Origin of the sequence: Chitinophaga sedimenti (genome assembly GCF_023156195.1) — a bacterium.
GTDB classification, from domain to species: Bacteria; Bacteroidota; Bacteroidia; order Chitinophagales; family Chitinophagaceae; genus Chitinophaga; species Chitinophaga sedimenti.
This window is the reverse complement of record NZ_JAKUKA010000001.1, coordinates 722,679-741,308: the sequence shown is the minus strand read 5'-3', so window position 1 is coordinate 741,308 and position 18,630 is coordinate 722,679. Positions and strand designations below refer to the sequence as shown.

Sequence of the window (18,630 nt, the reverse complement as noted above, 5' to 3'; positions counted from 1 at the left end):
GAAAGAAAAGTCAAAATCAAGAAAAAACGCCATGACGTATCGCATGAGTCACAAGTTTGGCGAGCAATTCATACTCCAAAATGGGCCGGCGGCAACAATCGTTTCGGCGTAACAGAGCTGGGGCACATCCGGGAACAGACGATTTGTACAATCGGCCTGTCGTTGTAAATCCTGGAGTAATAAGCGTTTGGGTTCGATAAACGCTTAACGGAATAAAAAGGCTATTAATTAAGATAATGAATTTATAAATAACGAAGCATTCGTATCTTTCCCTCATGGCTGCACTCAAAGACATTTACAATCCCACTTTCTACAAACACCTCGCCAACGCCCTTGAACAGGCTGTTCCCGGCTTTAACAGCAAACAATTCCTTAAACAGGCAAACGTGCCAGCACTGGCCGGCATGGAGCTGAAAGCCCGCATGCGCCACACCACGCAGGTGCTGCACGCGCATTTGTCGAAAGACTACCCGGAGGCGCTACAACAAATATCTTCCTTAATAAAAATACTGAAGCAATACGACTTCGCGGACTACTCACTCGCGTTCATCTTCCTGCCCGATTATATTGAGTGTTACGGTCTGCAGCATTACACCGCATCGGTGAAAGCACTGGAGGAAGTAACGCAATTTATCAGCTGTGAATTCGCGGTGAGACCTTTCCTGTTAAAGTATGGCGATAAAATGCTGGCGCAGATGGAAAAATGGTCCAAACACAAAAACCATCACGTGCGCCGTTTTGCGAGCGAGGGCTCGCGGCCCAAACTGCCCTGGGCCATGGCGGTGCCATCGCTCAAACAAAACCCGGCACCGGTATTACGCATTCTCGAAAATTTGAAGGACGATCCGCACCCCTGGGTGCGTAAAAGCGTGGCCAATAATCTGAATGACATATCCAAAGATCACCCGGACCTGGTACTCGACGTCGCCGCGCGCTGGAAAGGGCTTGGTGCCGATACGGACGCGATTATCAAACACGGCTGCCGTACCCTGCTTAAACGCGGCAATACGGCCATTTTAAGTCATTATCAGCTGGACAGCACCGGCCTCCACTTTTCGGAGTTCAGGGTGCTGACACCAGAGGTGAAAACAGGCGGTCACCTCCATTTCCGCTTTTCCGTACGCAATACCGCCGCCACTACCCGCGTACTGCGGCTTGAGTATGCCATCTACTACCGCATGCAGCGCGACCAGTTCTCTAAAAAGGTATTCAAAATAAGTGAGAGGGAAATTCGGGCGGGCGAAAGCCTGGCAATAGAACGGAAACAGTCCTTTAAGATCATTACCACACGAAAATTTTATGCGGGCGGGCATCGCGTGGCGGTTATACTCAACGGCAGCGAGCAAAATACGGCAGACTTCGTGCTCACATTAGAATCCGATTAGAATTTACCCGGTTGAAATTTACCTGTTTTTTTACTATATTGGGTAGCAGAACAAATTCCATAAGGAAAACCTTAAACTTCAGCATGGCCCGGAAATTTTGGTGCATTTTAATAGACGATGATACAGACGACCAGGAGATATTCCAATATGCCCTGCAGCAGATTAGTAGAGAGATTGAATGTATGGTGTTCAGCAATGGAAAAACGGCGATTGCCGATCTGAAAAAAGCGACAAATTTGCCTGACTATATCTTCCTCGGACCTTAACATGCCCAGCATGGACGGCCGGCAATGCCTCGAAGCCATCAGGCAGTTGCCGCAATTGAAGGAAGTACCCGTGATCATGTATTCAACTTCCTCGGACCCCCGCGACAAACAGGAAACCTTGCAGATGGGCGCCCGGGATTATATCGAAAAACAGCCCAGCCTTCCCCTGCTGGTGGAAAAGCTGAGCGGTTTGTTTTAAATTAGGAAGGCCATGGAGACACTCAGCAGCCTGGACATCATCAAAACGCTTATCAACAACGAACAGCGCTCCGGTACTACCGGCAGTATGTACGTCAAACTGTTGCACAGTTTGCCGCTGCCTGTATTTGCCTGCGACGCCAGCGGCGTGCTGCAGTTCTATAATGGCGCCGCCGCCAAACTCTGGGGCCGCGAACCAGTCATCGGGCAAGACCGCTGGTGCGGCTCTTCCCGTATTTTTTATCCGGATGGCAGGATCATGCCCTTCGAAGAAAGCCCTTTGTGCAGGGCCATCCGTGAAGGCAGGGCTATTTCCGGTGAAGATATTGTAATTGAACGCCCGGATGGCGAGCACCGCCTCGTTACCAGCAATCCCATGCCGGTGTTCGATGAGGAGAATAAGGTTGTAGGCGGGGTAAACATCCTTACCGATATTACCGAACAGCAGCACGCGGCGGAAAAGGCCTTTCACCTGGCCGCGATCGTAGCTTCGTCCGACGATGCCATTGCCAGTAAAACGCTGGAAGGCATTGTGACCAGCTGGAACGCTTCGGCAGAACGCATGTTTGGTTATACCGCGCCAGAAATTATTGGTAAATCGATATTAACGCTGGTTCCGCCCGACAGGCATGCAGAGGAACCGCTGATCCTCCAAAAAATACGCAATGGCGAAAGGTTAAGTTGTTTCGAAACGAAACGGCTAACAAAAAGCGGGCAGCTCATCGATGTATCGCTCACCATCTCCCCATCAAAAATGACAGGGGAGAATTATCGGCGCTTCCAAGATCGTAAGGAACGTCACGGAAGAAAGAAAGATGCAACGCAAACTGCGCGAGGAAGAAGAACGTTTTCGCATGGCCATGTCTGCCACCCGACTGGGCACCTGGGACTACTCCGTGCTACAGAACGAGTTTACGTTGAGTGACGAAAGTCTGGCTATCTGCGGCATCCAGCACCGCGAAGATACTCCCTTTGAAACACTGCTCGATCATGTAAATACGGAGGATGCGCTACAGCTTATTTCCACTGCACGCAGCTTTTTCTCACCCGAAACAAGCGGCCATTTTGACATCGTGTTCCGGTTTTTCCGCATACACGACAACATGCTGCGCTGGCTGCGCATACAGGGTAAGGTGTTTTTGATCACCGGGGAAAAGCAGAAAGCATCATCGGTACGCTGCTGGACATCACCGAAGAAAAACTGGCGCAACAACGCCTGGAAGAACTGGTGCGCGAACGCACCGCCGAACTGCAACAGATCAATGAACAACTGCAACGCTCCAACCGCGAGCTGGAGCAGTTTGCCTATATCACCAGCCACGATTTGCAGGAGCCGCTGCGTAAAATACAGACCTTCTCCGGCATGATTCACGATAACCCGGAAGATCCGGAACTGCGCGACAAGTTCCTGCCCAAAATCAATAAGGCAGCCGGGCATATGTCCGAACTGATCCGCCAGGTGCTTAACTTCTCCCGCCTTTCCAACGGGCAGGAGCTGCCGGAACCAGTGGATCTGAATGTAGTGCTCAACGAAGTGTTCTCGGAATTTGACCTGCTGCTGGAGGAGAAAGAGGCCCGCCTGCAATGCGCTAAACTGCCTGTCGTACAGGGCGTTCATCACCAACTGGTGCAACTGTTCCGTAACCTCGTGGGCAATTCGTTGAAGTTTTGCACCGGCCGTCCCCACATCGATATTAGTTATGAAACCGTGCCTGCATCGGCATTACCGCAGGATATAACCGGCAATACAGCACAACAGTACGCACTGATCCGCCTCCGCGATAACGGTATTGGGTTTGACCAGGAATATGCGGATAAGATATTTCTTATTTTCAGGCGCTTAAATAACAAAGACCAGTACGCCGGTACAGGCGTCGGACTGGCCTTGTGCAAAAGATCGTGGAAAACCATGGAGGGTTTATCATGGCGGATAGCAAAAGTGGTGAAGGGGCTGTATTTTCTATTTACCTCCCCTTGTAATCAGCTAGCCATGCGCATACGCAACTTGCTCTCCCAATCGGCAATCGCCAGCCTGGGTGTAGCGCCAAATCCCATGATGCCTTGCTCACCATCGGAACCTAATAAACAATAGTAAAGGTTACCCTGGCGGTATAATACAGGTTCGAAGCTTCTTACTGCTGGAATCATATCTTCCGGACGGAAGTCAAATGGTATTTTCTGGTTATGGTCACTCATCGTCTGTGTCATTTTCTTGAATTTATTGCATTTTACTGAATAATACGCAAGAAATATGCCGTTCGGCATGAATTAATCTTAAGTTCATTTTCGCCTGCAAGTCTGACAGGGCCTGACATACAAGCCCACACCACACTTTGTATTTTCCTTAACATTTTGATGAAGCCAATAAAAAAGCCGCAGTGGATACCGCGGCCTGTAGACCTAAAAGAAAAAAATTTAACTAGTAAATGATGTAATGCAAAGTTAGAAAGATTCGCCACATTATCTGTTTTAAATATCAACATCATTGTAAGCTAACATCTTCAAGTGTAAAAATGACACGCTTTATGACGGCTTACACGATTAAGCAGTTGTGCAGGCCCGTATAATTGCATAAAGCGCCCGCTGATCTTGTTCTCAGCCACGGGGACGCTTTTTGATGAATGGTAAAATGATATCATCCTTTGTAAAAAAGTATTATTTACTTTAACAGCCCAAACTCCACACACGTTATGCTCAGACATTTGCTTTGCGGTCTTTCGCTCACCGCGTTATCAGTTAACACAACTTATGCCCAGGGATTCTTGAAAACATCGGGGACCAACATCGTTAATGAACAGCATGAAAACGTATTACTTCGCGGTATTGGCCTGGGCGGCTGGATGTTGCAGGAAGGTTATATGCTGCGTGTGAGCGGCCAGGGACAACAGCAATACCGCATTCGCGAACGGATGGTAGAGCTGGTGGGCGAAGCCGGTACGCAAGAGATATACGACACCTGGCTGGCGCATCACACCACGAAGACAGATATCGATTCCATGAAAGCATGGGGCTTTAACTCGGTGCGCCTGCCCATGCACTACAACCTTTACACGCTGCCGGTGGAGAAAGAACCCGTTGCGGGACAAAACACCTGGCTGGACAAAGGATTTGCGATGACAGACAGCCTGCTGGCCTGGTGTAAGGCCAACAACATGTATCTCATTCTTGACTTGCATGCGGCGCCGGGCGGACAGGGCAACGACCTGAACATCGCAGACCGCGATCCGTCCAAACCCTCGCTGTGGGACAGTAAAGCCAACCAGGATAAAACGATTGCGCTTTGGCGCAAACTGGCGGAACGTTACAAAAATGAGCCATGGATCGGCGCCTATGATATCTTAAATGAACCCAATTGGGGGTTTGAAGACCCCCAGGGCGATAAAAACGGGCTGAAGGAAAAGAAAAACGCCCCGCTGCGCCAGTTGATGGTAGACATTACCGCGGCGATCCGCGAAGTAGATCAAAAGCACATCATCATTATAGAAGGAAATGGCTGGGGCAATAACTATAACGGGATATTTCCGCCATGGGATAAAAACATGGTGCTCAGCTATCACAAATACTGGAATTATAACGACGACGCCTCGATCGGGCATATCCTGAAAGCACGGAAGGATTACAACATTCCCGCGTGGCTCGGCGAAACCGGGGAGAACTCGAACGTGTGGTTTACAGATGCCATCCAGTTGCTGGAGAAACACAATATTGGCTGGTCGTGGTGGCCGCTGAAAAAGCTGGGCAACAATAACCCGCTGGAAATTCCCATCAATCCCGTATACCAGCAGCTGCTGGATTACTGGGCGGGTAAGGGCGCCGCACCGGATGCGGCCACTGCACGTACCGGCCTTATGCAACTGGCTACGGATACGGATATTCGCCACAACATCCTGCACCGAGATGTGATCGACGCCATGATCCGCCAGCCGCACCAGCGTACTGCCATTCCGTTTAAAACGCATGTACTGGAAAGCCGCACCGAGATCGCTGCCGTGGATTATGATATGGGGCCCAATGGTATTGCTTATTACGACCGGATACGGCTAACTTCCGCACGGTAGATCCTAAACTGCAGGGCGGCAACCGTGGCCGGGCCTACCGGAACGATGGCGTAGACATCCAGCGCAGCGGTGATACCTACGAAGTAAATCATTTTGAAGCGGGCGAATGGCTCCAGTATAGCGTGCATGTGACGAAAACCGGCACGTTCCGCTTCTCCACCGTTCCTGAAGCGGCTGGCGCCGTGATTTGGGTAGATGGGAAGCGTGCAGACGGCGAAGTACAGCTGAACAAAGGCCGCCATGTGATCAAAGTAGTGAAACAAGGGACAGAAGGAACTTTACAAACGATCATAGCGACCAGGAAATAACGGAAGCCGGCCTTAACGCCGGCTTTTTTTTTTGGCTGCTAAAGAATAAGCAAAGCCAAGTGCTTGTCTGTACCCGCAACTATTTTTAAAACGCCGTATAGCCGTTTAGCATTTCGCTAAATATTAAGCAGGCCTAATTACTTTAAAAACAATATACTACCGGTGCTAACACCAAGCCAGCAACTTGTTTAGCAACTGCGCCCCTTTTGCCCCGTTTTATTTATTCGCAATTTATTGCCTACATTCATTTACAGATTTTTGTGACCCTTGCATTTTTGAGCGAAGCGTATAGTAAATGAACCCGATAATTGTTTAACCAAATTCTAAGTCCGGATATCCTCCAATACATAAACCAAAAAATAAAGACAAACCCACAATGAGATCAAAACTTCTACACAAGGTGATCCTGTGTACGGGAGCAGTTTTCCTCGCTGCTAACGCCAACGCACAAACGGATCTTACAGATTTTAACGGTTCCATTACCGCCCAGTACAGCAACACGAACCAGAAAAATGAAAACTATCATAACCTGGTCGATAACCGTACTTCTACGAAATACTACATTCCTCAAACGAATTTGTGGGTGCAGTACCAGTCGCCCTACTCCGCCGTGGTTACGCAATACGCCATCACTTCCGGGAACGACGCGGCTGACCGCGATCCCAAAACCTGGACCTTCCAGGGGTCTACGAACGGCAGCAGCTGGGTTACGCTGGACACCCGCACCAATGAAACGTTTAGCTCCCGCCTGCTGCGTAAAACGTTCAGCTTTACCAACACCACTCCGTACACGCATTATCGCCTCGCCATCACGGCCGTGAATGGCGGATCTGCCACGCAGTTCACCGAATGGGAAGTGATCGCGGCAGGTACACCGGCAGCGGCAACAGGCGTGAGTGCCAGCAACATCAGCAACTTCCGCACGCAGCTTACCTGGACAGACAACGCCACTACCGAAACCGGTTACAACATCGAGCGTGGTATTGCCGGCGCCGGTTATAAAACCATAGCCACTTTATCACCTGGTGCTACTTCTTATATTGACAGCAGTACCGCGACCGGCATGGCTTACCTGTACCGCGTGCTGGCCGTGAATGCCAATGGTCCCTCTGCGCCCGCTACGGCCGCTATTTCGACCACTACCGCCACTGTGGGCATTGACGTAACCGACTTCACCAACGCCACGGTAACTGACCAATGGAACACCACCGGCGGCGAAGGGTTGCCGAAAGCATTCGACAACGATCCGTACGGTAAATATCTTGCGCGGCAAAACACCACCTGGCTGCAGTTTTACCTGCCAGGCGGCGCCACCGTTAACCGTTATGCGCTGACTTCCGCAAACGACGCATCTGACCGCGATCCGAAAAACTTCGTATTACAGGGCTCCAACGACGGCGCTACCTGGACAGACCTGAACAAAAAACAAAACCAGACGTTTAACCAGCGCTACCAGCGACAGTTATATGCATTTGTGAACAGCACTTCCTATACTTACTACCGCCTGCATATCACCGCGAACAATGGCGGTGCATATACGCAGATGGCCGAACTGGAACTGTACGGCACCGGTACCGGCACCAGCAACACCGCCGCTCCTGCCGCACCTTCCAACTTCAGCGCGGCGAATTCGGACGGCTACCAGCTTATTCTCAGCTGGACCGACAATGCCACCACGGAGAGCTACTTCACCATCGAACGCTCTACCGACAGCGCCAACTGGGTAACCGATGCGGTAGTACCGGCGAACAACACAAAATACTTCTCCCGCAACCTGACCCCGCTCACAACTTATTACTACCGTATCAAATCCGGCAACAGTAATGGATCTTCGGCTTATGCCTTTACAAAGAAAGCCACGCCTACCGGGGCAGCGCCGCTCAACTGGACCGAGCATTGGTTTGAGCACGATGAACTGCTGACCCGCACGTACGTGAACAACGACATCGCGATTTACTACGACAGTGCGGTGAATCCCGCCATCAACTGGATGTTTACCGATTTCACGAACGTATGGCAGTACACCAAACAGAACTACGGCAGCTTCAGCGATCCGCGCCTGTATGCAGTGTTCCATAGCATTGCCGGCTATTCCGGCGGCCACCCTGCCACTACGTACGATGTACCGCACGACTATCATAACACCATTGACCTTGGCGGACAATGGGAAACACGTACCGGATGGAATTACGGCGCTACCACGCACGAAGTAGGCCACATCGTGGAGTTCTCCGCGCACAACGTGGAAGGTGGGCACTCCTTCGGTATATGGGGTGATAGTAAATGGTGTGAGATTTTCAATTACGATGTGTACAAACGCGTGGGCTGGAACCTGGAAGCGACTTCGCTGTACAACGACATGCAAACGAATAAAGACAACTTCCCCCGTGCGAATACGTTGTGGTTCAAAAACTGGTTCTACCCTATTTACGCCAATGCTGATTCGAGCCAGGCGCTGAACCGTTATTTTGAACTGCTGGCGGAATATTTCCCGCAACGCAACGGCAGCTATATCCGCGGCCTGAACATGGGTGAATTCATCCATTTCTGGAGCGGCGCAGCCGGTTACAACCTGAAAAACCAGGCAGATACCGCGTTTGGCTGGAATGATACCTACGAGGCACAGTTCCGTCAGGCACAGTTCGACTATCCGTTTACCTACGCCTCCAGCCTGTTGCTCGCAGCGCCGCTGGCGCGCGTTTCCCAACCGGTGGAACTGAATTTGCCGTCCCTGTGGCCCAACCCGGCTTCGCAAAGCATTTACCTGAATGCGCCCGCGTCGACCGACCTGTATGATGTGGAGATTTTCAGCCTGAATGGCGTAAGGGCCAGCGGCGTGCGCTTATCGGGACAAAACTCACCGATCAACATCGGCGGGCTGCCCAATGGCATGTATGTGTTTACAGTAGGCCAGAAAGGACATACCATCTACACGAAGAAAATATTCGTGAATAACCAATAAACGCAACATTGATAGCGAACGGTGTATATGCCTAAACAGTATATACACCGTTTTTTTATGCGATACGGTAAGCAGACGGGGTAACCGCTACCTGCTTTTTGAAGAAGTTATTGAAGTGGGAGGGCTCTTCGAAGCCAAGGCAGTAACCTATTTCAGAGATGTTCCAATCCGTGTGTTTAAGCAGCGCTTTGGCTTCGTTGGCCAGCCGTTCTGCAATATGTTCGGTGGTGGTTTTGCCCGTGGTCAGTTTGATGGCCCGGTTCAGGTGATTAACGTGTACGGCCATTTTTTCGGCGTAATCCTTCGCGGAGCGCATCGAAAACTGCTGCATTGGCGATTCGATAGGGAACTGGCGTTCGAGCAGTTCAGTAAATACGGCCGTAATGCGGGAGTTGGCATCCGGGTGTTGGTAAAACAGCGAGGATGGCTCCATCTTCAGCGCATTGTGCACGATTTCCGTGACATAGTTGCGGATCAGGTCGAACTTATAGGTGTAATCAGATTGCATTTCGCCCAGCATCTTTTCGAAAATACCGGCGATTATGCGCTCCTGTTCCTCATTCAACATGAAAGAAGGTTTTCCGCCCGGCGCGAACATGGGCAGATCCCGGATACTGCCACGCAGTCCCTCCTGGAAAAAGCCCTCCTTAAAAATGCAGAAATACCCGGTAGGATCGCCCGCTACAGGCTCCCAGGTATAAGGCACGTTGGAGCTGAAGAACATCAGCGTGGTGCCCGTCACTTCCGGGTTTTATCGGCGTAATGGTAGCGGTTGGTACCACGGATGAGACAGATTTTATAGTAATCACGGCGGCTATATGGCGAAGCCTGCTGGCAGCGCAGCACCTCTTCCAGGCGGAACACATTGAAGTGGTTCGCCAGCGCATTAAGGTTCGGCGGCAGTTCGTAAAACTTGTGCAGGTAAAACTGCTCGATCGTTTCTGTGGCGGAAATGTTTCTACGATTATCCATTCGGTGCAAATTTATGCCTTTCCACAAAAGTAGCGTGGCGGGCAGGCCCGGGAATTATACCATCCAAAGGAAAACTTACAAAATTCAAACAATTGGGTGTACTTCACCCCTCTTCGCCCTTCATCTGGTCGATCGCCTCCTGGTCCTCCTGCGCATCGGGCATATCTTCATGGGCGCCGGCTTCGCGGAAGAGCTTTTCTGCCTTTTCATCGAGCAGCCCTTTGCCAGGTTGTTGTTCATGGTGGCCTGGAGCCGGATTGCTGGCGTTGCCGCCTGGTTCCGTAGTTTTTGGTGTATCCATAAGATCGTTTAGGATAACAGCTGCAAAAATAGTTCCGGATGCCGGGACTTCTTTCTCAATATAAGTAGACTGATAACCGTCATCGGCAACACCTCCGTGCAAGTAACCCTCCTGTTAAACAGCTATTGCATCTCTTCAAGTTGATGGATATGCCTTTGCGTATGCACCACAGCGAAATTCGCGACCTCTATTCCCGTCAGGTAGCCGACGGTCGGAAACTCGAACGTAGTGCAGGTACGCGTCAGGTCGTGGGAACTGATAGCCGTTTCCAGGTTGCGGCGCAGATCGTCGAGCTGCCGGCTCAATGCAGTTTTATCGTATATCTTTTCCTCGGGCACAATATCCGGCGGCGACTGGTACTTCTCTTCAAAATTGAGGAAGATGTCGCGCAGCTCCTGCACGTGTTGTTCGGGATTACGTCCGGTAGCGGCGGTAGGTCCGTTTAGCAGGGCCAGGCATCCATCCAACGACAACAAAATGTGTTGTACTACCTGCGCGGGCGTCCAGCTCCCGGCAAAGGGTGCGATGTTTACGTCCGGTTCAGGGAACGCCGAAAACCGTGTTGACATTGCTGCGAGCACCTGCCCTGCCTGTTGCGAAAGATTTGTTTCCATGATTTGACCGTTTTCAACAAAGGTGCATGTTTTCCACACCGTCGATGGTGGGTAAAAGCGACATTATAGGGGATGTATTAAGACAAACAGGCCGCATTTATAACCAGTCCCGTCTTGCTAAATAAAAAATTTAAAATATTTTATTTAGCGCATGATAAGATGGAAGTCCCGACAACACCAAACTTTCCCGCTGCTAAAACATTTAACATGGTTTTACACTGCTTTTTAACGACTATACGATTCGTTATATTTGTTATGGCACATGATTTCATCGCTCAAATGAAAGACCGGTAGTTGACCCTTGACCCACGTCCACGTTACTCAATAACCAAATCACAAAATTTAAGCAACCCGTATGAAAAATTTATTACCCGCATTGCGTGCAGGATGCTTATGCCTGTATGCCACCCTTCTTTTGCCCCATTCCATTCAAGCGCAATCCACGGTTTACAACGCGCCGGCAGAAGCTTTGCAGGGCACGCTGCATTCCTCCTTTATTTCGGGCAACGGCCAGTATTACATCCAGACCAGCGGCGGCGCGAACACCGGTTTTAATTACTGGTGGAACGCCAACGGCATCGATGCGCTTACCGATGGCTACCTGCGCACCCGCAGCAATACGTATAAAACGCGTATGAAAAACCTGCTGTACGGTATCAAAGCCACAAATGGCAACACCTATCTTAACTATTTTTATGATGATATGGAATGGATGGCGATCTCCTGCCTCCGCGCTTATCAGCACACCGGCGACACCGCTTACCTGAATGCCGTTAATGTACTATGGACAGACATCCAGACCGGCATGCACCCCGAACGCAGTAATGCCATTCAATGGAACAAAGGCACGCCGAATGGCTTTAATGCCTGCGCCAACGCCCCGGCGCTGATCTTTATGTTGCGGTTATACCAGATGAACGGCAACGCCACTATTCTCACTAAAGCGCAGAGTATTTACAACTGGATGAAGAGCACGCTTGTGAATCCCACCACCGGCGAGGTATATGACAGTTACGATGCCGGCACTAATACAGTAAACACCAATCCCGGCTGGGTGTTCTCTTACAACGTGGGCACCGGATCGGCGCGGCGTTAGAAATGTACCAGGTAACGGGTAACACCACATACCTGAACGATGCAATCCTGAGTGCGGAACATGCGATGACCAGCCGGCTTACGGACGGGGTGTTTTACACCAACGAAACCGGCGGTGGCGATGGTGGCCTGTTCAAAGGTATCTTCCTCCGCTATTTCACCCTGCTGGCCCGCGAAGGTGCACTCAGCAGCAGCACCCGCAACCGGTATATAAACGCGATTAAAACAAGCGCCCTGGCGTTGAACGGCCGCGGCATCAACGCCACCAACCTGCTCGCCAATCCCAACTGGACCACCAAACCCGGCGCCACTACGGACTACAGTACTCAACTAAGTGCGGTGATGTTGCTCGAAGCCGCCGCTACACTGGACCAGGCATTTTTTTATAAAGACATTAATTATGCCGGTTACTCCATTGGCTTTACACCCGGCAGCTACACGCACAACGCCATGGTGGCCCGCGGCGCCCTGAACGACGATCTGACTTCGTTTACCCTGCCCGAAGGATACACCATTACTTTTTATGCAGATGATAATTACACCGGCGCCAGCACCGTACGCACCGCCAGCAGCAGCTGGATCGGAACGGATTGGAACGATCGCGTCTCCTCTTTCGTACTGGGGCGCACCGGCGGTGACGGGCTCAAAGGTGAGTACTACCAGGGCCTCAACTTCAACACTTATAAACTGACGCGTACCGATGAGAAAATCGACTTCAACTGGTATAGCGGCGCCCCCGATTATACCATGCGTGCCGACACCTTCTCCGTTCGCTGGACAGGCCGCATTAAGCCCCGTTACACCGAGACCTACACGTTTTACCTGAATAGCGATAACGGCCGTCGCCTGTGGATCAACAACGTACTGGTGATCGATCAGTGGATAGATAACTGGGGCACGGAATATACCGCCTCCGTAACGCTCAATGCCAACCAGCTGTACGACATTAAACTGGAGTACTTTGAAAGCTATGGCGGCGCGAACGCCAAACTCGAATGGGCCAGCACTTCGCAGGCGCGGGAAGTAATACCGGCCAGCCAGTTTTACACGCCGCCTTCGGGGGCAAGACAAGCCATGCCGGTGGCAGAACCGGCAATGGATAAACCCGCGCTTACACTCGGGCCTAACCCCTTCAGCGATCGTATCCGCATCCTCGTAAACAATACCGCTTCGGCGAAGCTCGACGTACAGGTGTTCCAGCTAAACGGCGCGCCGGTGAAGCCCTTGCAGCAGATCGACAATGGCGGGTATGCAGACCTCAACGGGTTGCCTGCGGGGATGTATGTGATCAGGATTGTGGCGGACGGGCAGATCTTTACGAAGAAATTGATCAGGCAATAAATCAACATGGCTGTGCAGGTCAGCTGCCTGCGCAGCCGTATTTACTTTCACGAGCGCCATAGCGTCCCGGCCGCAATACGGTATTACCTGGTATTAACAAGGGTATTAATTGCATCTTAACCCGAGGTAAATCCGACTTTAACACGTGTTTGACTGTTACGATCTCCCGAACAACAGCTTTACATAAAACATCGGCTGCGCCAGTTTTTACGGAGATCCACCTCGTGGAACATGCTCGTCATCAGGTTGCGCAGTTCGCGGTTGCGGGTGGCCATTTTCATCAGGGTATTGAGGATGAAGGGATATTTAATCAGCTTTAGCAGCTTGGTGCTCATTTTTAATTCGGGGCCCAACACGCGGCTGACGTCTGCATCGTACCCCAATAAAAAGTCTGCGGAAAAGTCGTCTGCTTCCAGCGCAAGTTTGGCCCGCTGCGCCGCCATGCGGCCGGAGTACAGGGCGTTGCCGATGCCTTCGCCGGTAAAGGGATCAATGAGATAGGCTGCGTCGCCGGTAAGCATGTAGCGCTCGCCGGACAACCGGCGTTTCTTGCTGCCCAAAGGCAGGCCGTAACCATCGATGCGCCCCACCAGCTCCGCGTTTTTAAAGCGCTCCCGCATTTCCGGGTCGTTCGTTACGGTATCGTGCAGTAATTGCTTTAAGTTGATTTTCTTTTTGCGGATAGCTGCGCTCAGCATGCCCAAGCCCACATTAGCTTCACCGTTGGGTAATGGAAAAATCCAGAAATAACCGGGCAGGATTTTCTTGATAAAGTGCAATTCGATCAGGTTATCGGCATGCAGTCCACCTACATTTTTATAGTACGCGCGGATGCCGGCTACGTAATGTTCCGGTTCCATATGAATACCGGCTACCTCCTTCGTAAACTGCGAATGTGCGCCATTGGCGGCGATCACAAGTTTCGCTTTAATCTCCACATCACCCTTTGCATCGCTAAGCAGGTAACCACCGTCCAGCAAAGTATGACGGGTAATATCCACACCTTCGAGCAACTGAATCTGCGGGCAGCGTTTCATTTCATCCACCAGGAAATTATCGAAGTGAAGACGCTTGCACACGAAGCCACGCGGTTCGCCGGGCCGCTTCTGATAACCTTGCTTGTAGGGAATTTCGATGCCGATGCGGTTCGCCGCCACGAAGTTCACCCCGAAGCTGTCCAGCTTACACTCCGCCGCCAGCAAACGCTCCGCAATGCCCGGATCGATGCGGCCAAGCAGGGTAAGCACCTTGCCACTAAGGCCGTCGCCACAGACTTTATCTCGTGGAAACACGGCTTTATCTACCACTATGCAGGAAATGCCGCTGTAAGCCAGTTGCAGGGCAGCGGTAGCGCCGGCAGGGCCAGCACCCAAAATGCAGATATCTGTTTCAATCATCGTTTGCAAAATTACCATTTCAGCTTCTTCTCCATAAATGCGATCAGGCTTTCGGCCATCGCCTGCTGCTCTTTTACGTTAGGATGGCCGGGGGATTTTTATACGGGAACATGTGGGAGTAAATCTTTGCATCATTCAGCAGCACTACCGCCTTCTTCACATATCCCGGCCATGGTGAGCCCTCCCGGGTAATATCCATATTGCCTAGCGCACAGATGATGTGCGCTTTCGGGTAGTGCCGGCGAATATTTTTCAGGAACCCCACATATGCCTGCACGATCTGCTGCTCAGAGGGTTTCTTACCGTTAAAGCGGGCTTTAAACTGCGGATGATCCGGCAGGTTCACCAGCCAGGAATCATTCTGGAAAAGATTAATCACCACCAGGTCCGGTGTGTACTTCGAAAAATCCCAGCGACTATCCGGATCGGTGGCATCGGCGCGGTCATAGATATCAGGCATGATGATGGAACTCCAGCTCACCATAATACCGATACCGCTGCGGGCGGTCAGGTGCACGTCCGCATTAAAGTGGCGGGCGGTGATGGTCGCATAACTGAGATAGGCATTTTCGTACGGCGCGGTGCCGCGGTCCTGCCCCGTCGTATCTTCCACACCATAGGCGCAGGTGATGGAGTTGCCGAAGAATTCAATTTTATGTTTAGCCACAGGCGGCGCCTTCAGCAGGGTTGTTTGTGCATCGGGCTGCAGCTCGTATAACCAGGTTTTGCCGTGCTCCCATTCCGTTCTGCGGAACAGTTCCAGCTGGTGTTCACCGGCAGGCAGGTTGTCGGCTAAAGTATATATACGTTTGGTGGAATCGGGTTCCAGTTTCAGGTAGAATTTTCCGTCGACCAGCACGCTATAGGTATTGATCCCTTTTTCATCTTTCAATACCGCTTTTAAGCCCGTACCTTTAAAATTGACTTTTACGGAGGTAGCGGACCAGGATAATTGGGCGGCTGAATCGGAAAATACCACGCGGCCGGTATAACGGATGCGGGCGTCGTTGCTTTTTACGGGTTGCTGCGCGTGCGCGGCGGAACAGGCAAATAGGGCCAGTACAGGCAGTAAACGGACATTCATCATCCTTCAAATATAATACATTTCCAGTCCGGATGCGGACAATCCACTGTACCGAAAACGGACAGGTAACGACATCAAATAAATTGAAAATCAACCTAAAATGAAATGGCACCAATTTCGTACGCATCGCTAAACTCCTTCCGCTACCATGTTTAAAAGTTACCTCAGATCATCGTTCCGGTTTTTGTTGAAAAACAAAACCTTTACCGCGATCAATATTTTCGGACTGGCCACCGGTACGCTCTGTTGCCTGTACATCCTGTGCTACGTCAACGGCCATTTGCACTACGACCGGCACCACGCCGATGCCGGCGATATCTACCGCGTTAACAGCGACATCGTGTTTTCGGGTAGTCAGCGCGCCATGGCTACGGCCTCTCCTCCCATTGCCCCGGCAATGAAGGAGGATTTCGGAGAGATTTTGCAATACACCCGCGTGATCCCCACGCTGGGCGTAGGTCAGCACCTGCTGCGGTATAAAGGCAATACGTATTACGAATCACAGGCCCTGCTCACCGATTCTACCTTCTTCGATATATTCAGCTACCATTTTGTTTACGGCCATCCGAAGACGGCTTTTAAAGAACCCTATACCGTTGTGCTGCGCGACGACGTGGCCCGCAAGCTGTTTGGCCGCCAGGACCCTGTGGGACAACTCGTAGAACTGGACAATGCCCGGGAAAAACGGCCGCTGAAAGTAACGGGTGTATTCGATGAAAGCATGGGCGCCACCCACCTGGAGGCCGGCATGTTCATCTGCGTGAACGGTTATGGCGAAGGGCTCGCCGGCATTGATACCTGGGGCGGCAACAACTTCACCTATTCTTATATCAAACTAAACCCGCACGCCAGTGCAGCAGCGCTGCAACGAAAACTGCCGGACTTCCTCGAAAAGCATGGCGGACAGGAACTGAAGGAGGCCGGCATGCAGAAAACACTGCTGCTGCAGCCGCTGTCGCAGATTCACACCACCGCCGGACTGGGCGCGGAAACCGGGCATCCTGTAAATCGTACCTTTTTATATGTGCTGATGGCCATTGCCATCCTGGTACAGGTGATCGCCTGCATTAACTTCATGAACCTTTCTACCGCCCGCGCAGCCAAACGCGCCCGGGAAGTAGGGGTACGCAAAGTGATCGGCGCCGGTAAGTTTAGTCTTGTCGGTCAATTCCTCGGCGAATCATTTTTGCTGACGCTGATCAGTGTGCTGATAGCGATCCCGATGCTGGTAGCACTGCTGCCCTGGCTGAACCAGCTGACGCAGGCCAACATCAACACCAGCTTTTTACGCGACTATAAAATATGGGCAGCGCTGGGCGGCATCGTGCTCGTAACCGGGCTGGCCGCCGGCAGTTACCCGGCCTTTTACCTTTCGGCTTTCCAGGCCGTTAAAGTACTAAAAGGAAACTTCTCCAATCACATTTCCGCGGCGGGCATCCGGCGTTCGCTGGTGGTGTTCCAGTTCGTGGTGTCCATCGTGCTGATTACCGGCATCATTGTTATTTACAGCCAATTGCGATACATCCGCAGCAAAGACCTTGGTTTCGACAAGAACCAGCAACTGGTGTTCCGCTTCCATACCAACGAGGCCAAAGCCCAATCATCGTCCTTCGTAGATGCCCTGCGGCAACTGCCGGAGGTGAAAGCGGCGAGTCGCGCCACGGCCGTACCCGGACAGGGAGAATATAATAACTGGGGCGTGTTCCTCGCTGGCGGCGACAGGGCGCATGCCGTACACCAGATCAACCTGACGACTGACGAACATTTTATCAAAGCGTTGGACGTGCCCATACTCGGTGGCCGCAACTTTTTACCAGGCGACTCCGGCAGGGTTCTTATCAACGAAGCGCTGGCCAAAAGACTCGGACTGAACGCCACCACCGCACCGGGTACGCGCCTGTATAACGGAAGCGACGATCCGCCGCTGGAAGTGATCGGTGTGATGAAAGACTTTAACCTGCAATCACTATACGAAAACGTAAAACCATTTATGCTGATCTACAACCGGGAGCCGGCAACCGCCGGTAACCTGGTGGTGACGGTGCGCAGTAATGACTACGCAGGTTTGCTGAAGAAGATAGATGGGCTATGGCAACAGCATGTAAAGGGCTACCCTTTCGCCTATACGTTTATGGACGATCAGCTGCAAAGGCTTTACCAAACGGAGGTAACGCTGTCCCGCATCATCAATGCCTTTACCCTGATCGCGATTTTCATTTCGTGCTTGGGCCTGTTCGGACTGGCAGCGTTTAATGCAGAGCAGCGGGCGAGGGAAATCAGTATCCGGAAAATACTGGGCGCCAGCGTGAGCGGCATTGTACAACCTGTCGGCCGACTTCTTAAAGCTGGTACTGATCTCGTTCTGCATTGCGGCGCCGGCGGCCTGGTGGGCTATGGACCGCTGGCTGGATCATTTCGCATACCGCGTTACTATCAGCTGGTGGATGTTTGCCGCGGCGGGAACGATGGCCTTGCTGATCACGCTTGGCACGGTGAGCTTCCAGGCCATCAGGGCGGCGGTAACCAGTCCCTTAAAGAGTTTGAAAAGTGAATAAATAAAAAGCCCGGACAGCGTTACTGTCCGGGCTTTTGCTTACTGCTGTATTACTGTATATACTCGATCAGTTCGATACGGTTGCCAAAAGGATC

The 18,630-nt window shown here is 51.6% G+C and carries 18 protein-coding genes; 12 read left to right on the top strand and 6 right to left on the bottom strand.

The window, feature by feature from the left end; all coding sequences use genetic code 11:
- Positions 1–275 precede the first annotated feature (275 nt).
- From MKQ70_RS04355 to MKQ70_RS04315, 9 genes are all read left to right on the top strand, one after another.
- Entirely contained in the window at positions 276–1,385 is a 1,110-nt protein-coding gene (locus tag MKQ70_RS04355; protein ID WP_248068501.1) for a DNA alkylation repair protein, read from the top strand.
- Positions 1,386–1,468: 83 nt separating this feature from the next.
- Positions 1,469–1,651 (top strand): hypothetical protein, encoded by a 183-nt coding sequence (locus MKQ70_RS04350; RefSeq protein WP_248068499.1) that lies wholly within the window; start codon positions 1,469–1,471, stop codon positions 1,649–1,651.
- Between the two features lie 10 nt (positions 1,652–1,661).
- Complete coding sequence (locus tag MKQ70_RS04345) at positions 1,662–1,850, top strand: response regulator (protein WP_248068497.1); 189 nt, start codon at positions 1,662–1,664, stop codon at positions 1,848–1,850.
- A gap of 12 nt (positions 1,851–1,862) precedes the next feature.
- Positions 1,863–2,774 carry a PAS domain-containing protein gene (locus tag MKQ70_RS04340; protein WP_248068495.1) on the top strand — a complete coding sequence of 304 codons (912 nt, stop codon included), beginning with the start codon at positions 1,863–1,865 and terminating at the stop codon, positions 2,772–2,774.
- Positions 2,665–3,216: a hypothetical protein gene (locus tag MKQ70_RS04335; protein WP_248068492.1), complete on the top strand. Its 552-nt coding sequence runs from the start codon at positions 2,665–2,667 to the stop codon at positions 3,214–3,216. The genes MKQ70_RS04340 and MKQ70_RS04335 overlap by 110 nt, the downstream gene beginning before the upstream one ends.
- Positions 3,174–3,941 carry a sensor histidine kinase gene (locus tag MKQ70_RS04330; protein ID WP_248081042.1) on the top strand — a complete coding sequence of 256 codons (768 nt, stop codon included), beginning with the start codon at positions 3,174–3,176 and terminating at the stop codon, positions 3,939–3,941. Before MKQ70_RS04335 ends, MKQ70_RS04330 begins: the two co-directional genes overlap by 43 nt.
- Positions 3,942–4,539: 598 nt before the next feature.
- Entirely contained in the window at positions 4,540–5,907 is a 1,368-nt protein-coding gene (locus MKQ70_RS04325; RefSeq protein WP_248068490.1) for a glycoside hydrolase family 5 protein, read from the top strand.
- Positions 5,908–6,035: 128 nt separating this feature from the next.
- Positions 6,036–6,215, top strand: a complete 180-nt coding sequence (locus tag MKQ70_RS04320; RefSeq protein ID WP_248068487.1) for a hypothetical protein — start codon at positions 6,036–6,038, stop codon at positions 6,213–6,215.
- A gap of 376 nt (positions 6,216–6,591) precedes the next feature.
- A complete protein-coding gene (locus MKQ70_RS04315) occupies positions 6,592–9,177 on the top strand; it encodes a discoidin domain-containing protein (protein ID WP_248068484.1) in 2,586 nt (861 codons plus the stop codon).
- A gap of 55 nt (positions 9,178–9,232) precedes the next feature.
- Here MKQ70_RS04315 and MKQ70_RS40960 read toward each other — a convergent pair whose 3' ends face one another.
- The 4 genes from MKQ70_RS40960 to MKQ70_RS04295 form a co-directional block, all read right to left on the bottom strand.
- Positions 9,233–9,919, bottom strand: a complete 687-nt coding sequence (locus MKQ70_RS40960) for a helix-turn-helix domain-containing protein (protein ID WP_248068481.1) — start codon at positions 9,917–9,919, stop codon at positions 9,233–9,235.
- Complete coding sequence (locus tag MKQ70_RS04305; RefSeq protein ID WP_248068478.1) at positions 9,916–10,149, bottom strand: hypothetical protein; 234 nt, start codon at positions 10,147–10,149, stop codon at positions 9,916–9,918. The genes MKQ70_RS40960 and MKQ70_RS04305 overlap by 4 nt, the downstream gene beginning before the upstream one ends.
- 103 nt (positions 10,150–10,252) lie before the next feature.
- The gene (locus MKQ70_RS04300; RefSeq protein WP_248068477.1) at positions 10,253–10,450 is read right to left on the bottom strand and encodes a hypothetical protein; all 198 of its coding nucleotides are present in this window, start codon (positions 10,448–10,450) and stop codon (positions 10,253–10,255) included.
- Positions 10,451–10,572: 122 nt separating this feature from the next.
- Positions 10,573–11,064 (bottom strand): DinB family protein, encoded by a 492-nt coding sequence (locus MKQ70_RS04295; RefSeq protein ID WP_248068475.1) that lies wholly within the window; start codon positions 11,062–11,064, stop codon positions 10,573–10,575.
- Between the two features lie 355 nt (positions 11,065–11,419).
- Here MKQ70_RS04295 and MKQ70_RS04290 point away from each other — a divergent pair, with 355 nt between their 5' ends.
- Together MKQ70_RS04290 and MKQ70_RS04285 are read left to right on the top strand one after the other, a co-directional pair.
- Positions 11,420–12,160, top strand: coding sequence for a glycoside hydrolase family 76 protein (locus tag MKQ70_RS04290; protein WP_248068473.1), 741 nt, complete (start codon positions 11,420–11,422; stop codon positions 12,158–12,160).
- Positions 12,161–12,162: 2 nt separating this feature from the next.
- Positions 12,163–13,500 carry a PA14 domain-containing protein gene (locus MKQ70_RS04285; protein WP_248068471.1) on the top strand — a complete coding sequence of 446 codons (1,338 nt, stop codon included), beginning with the start codon at positions 12,163–12,165 and terminating at the stop codon, positions 13,498–13,500.
- A 179-nt stretch (positions 13,501–13,679) separates the two neighbouring features.
- On the opposite strand, the gene MKQ70_RS04280 is transcribed toward MKQ70_RS04285, so the two are convergent.
- Both MKQ70_RS04280 and MKQ70_RS04275 read right to left on the bottom strand, forming a co-directional pair.
- A complete protein-coding gene (locus MKQ70_RS04280) occupies positions 13,680–14,897 on the bottom strand; it encodes an NAD(P)/FAD-dependent oxidoreductase (RefSeq protein ID WP_248081039.1) in 1,218 nt (405 codons plus the stop codon).
- Between the two features lie 73 nt (positions 14,898–14,970).
- Complete coding sequence (locus tag MKQ70_RS04275; protein WP_248068469.1) at positions 14,971–15,984, bottom strand: SGNH/GDSL hydrolase family protein; 1,014 nt, start codon at positions 15,982–15,984, stop codon at positions 14,971–14,973.
- A 145-nt stretch (positions 15,985–16,129) separates the two neighbouring features.
- Here MKQ70_RS04275 and MKQ70_RS04270 point away from each other — a divergent pair, with 145 nt between their 5' ends.
- The gene (locus tag MKQ70_RS04270) at positions 16,130–18,532 is read left to right on the top strand and encodes an ABC transporter permease (RefSeq protein WP_248068467.1); all 2,403 of its coding nucleotides are present in this window, start codon (positions 16,130–16,132) and stop codon (positions 18,530–18,532) included.
- Positions 18,533–18,630: the final 98 nt, after the last annotated feature.

What these genes read in the sequence shown, in the direction of transcription:
- MKQ70_RS04355 (WP_248068501.1), top strand. Translation starts at nt 276, where the DNA reads ATGGCTGCACTCAAAGACATTTACAATCCCACTTTCTACAAACACCTC.
- MKQ70_RS04350 (WP_248068499.1), top strand. Translation starts at nt 1,469, where the DNA reads ATGGCCCGGAAATTTTGGTGCATTTTAATAGACGATGATACAGACGAC.
- MKQ70_RS04345 (WP_248068497.1), top strand. Translation starts at nt 1,662, where the DNA reads ATGGACGGCCGGCAATGCCTCGAAGCCATCAGGCAGTTGCCGCAATTG.
- MKQ70_RS04340 (WP_248068495.1), top strand. Translation starts at nt 1,863, where the DNA reads ATGGAGACACTCAGCAGCCTGGACATCATCAAAACGCTTATCAACAAC.
- MKQ70_RS04335 (WP_248068492.1), top strand. Translation starts at nt 2,665, where the DNA reads ATGCAACGCAAACTGCGCGAGGAAGAAGAACGTTTTCGCATGGCCATG.
- MKQ70_RS04325 (WP_248068490.1), top strand. Translation starts at nt 4,540, where the DNA reads ATGCTCAGACATTTGCTTTGCGGTCTTTCGCTCACCGCGTTATCAGTT.
- MKQ70_RS04315 (WP_248068484.1), top strand. Translation starts at nt 6,592, where the DNA reads ATGAGATCAAAACTTCTACACAAGGTGATCCTGTGTACGGGAGCAGTT.
- MKQ70_RS04305 (WP_248068478.1), bottom strand. Translation starts at nt 10,149, where the DNA reads ATGGATAATCGTAGAAACATTTCCGCCACAGAAACGATCGAGCAGTTT.
- MKQ70_RS04300 (WP_248068477.1), bottom strand. Translation starts at nt 10,450, where the DNA reads ATGGATACACCAAAAACTACGGAACCAGGCGGCAACGCCAGCAATCCG.
- MKQ70_RS04295 (WP_248068475.1), bottom strand. Translation starts at nt 11,064, where the DNA reads ATGGAAACAAATCTTTCGCAACAGGCAGGGCAGGTGCTCGCAGCAATG.
- MKQ70_RS04290 (WP_248068473.1), top strand. Translation starts at nt 11,420, where the DNA reads ATGAAAAATTTATTACCCGCATTGCGTGCAGGATGCTTATGCCTGTAT.
- MKQ70_RS04285 (WP_248068471.1), top strand. Translation starts at nt 12,163, where the DNA reads ATGTACCAGGTAACGGGTAACACCACATACCTGAACGATGCAATCCTG.
- MKQ70_RS04280 (WP_248081039.1), bottom strand. Translation starts at nt 14,897, where the DNA reads ATGATTGAAACAGATATCTGCATTTTGGGTGCTGGCCCTGCCGGCGCT.
- MKQ70_RS04275 (WP_248068469.1), bottom strand. Translation starts at nt 15,984, where the DNA reads ATGATGAATGTCCGTTTACTGCCTGTACTGGCCCTATTTGCCTGTTCC.
- MKQ70_RS04270 (WP_248068467.1), top strand. Translation starts at nt 16,130, where the DNA reads ATGTTTAAAAGTTACCTCAGATCATCGTTCCGGTTTTTGTTGAAAAAC.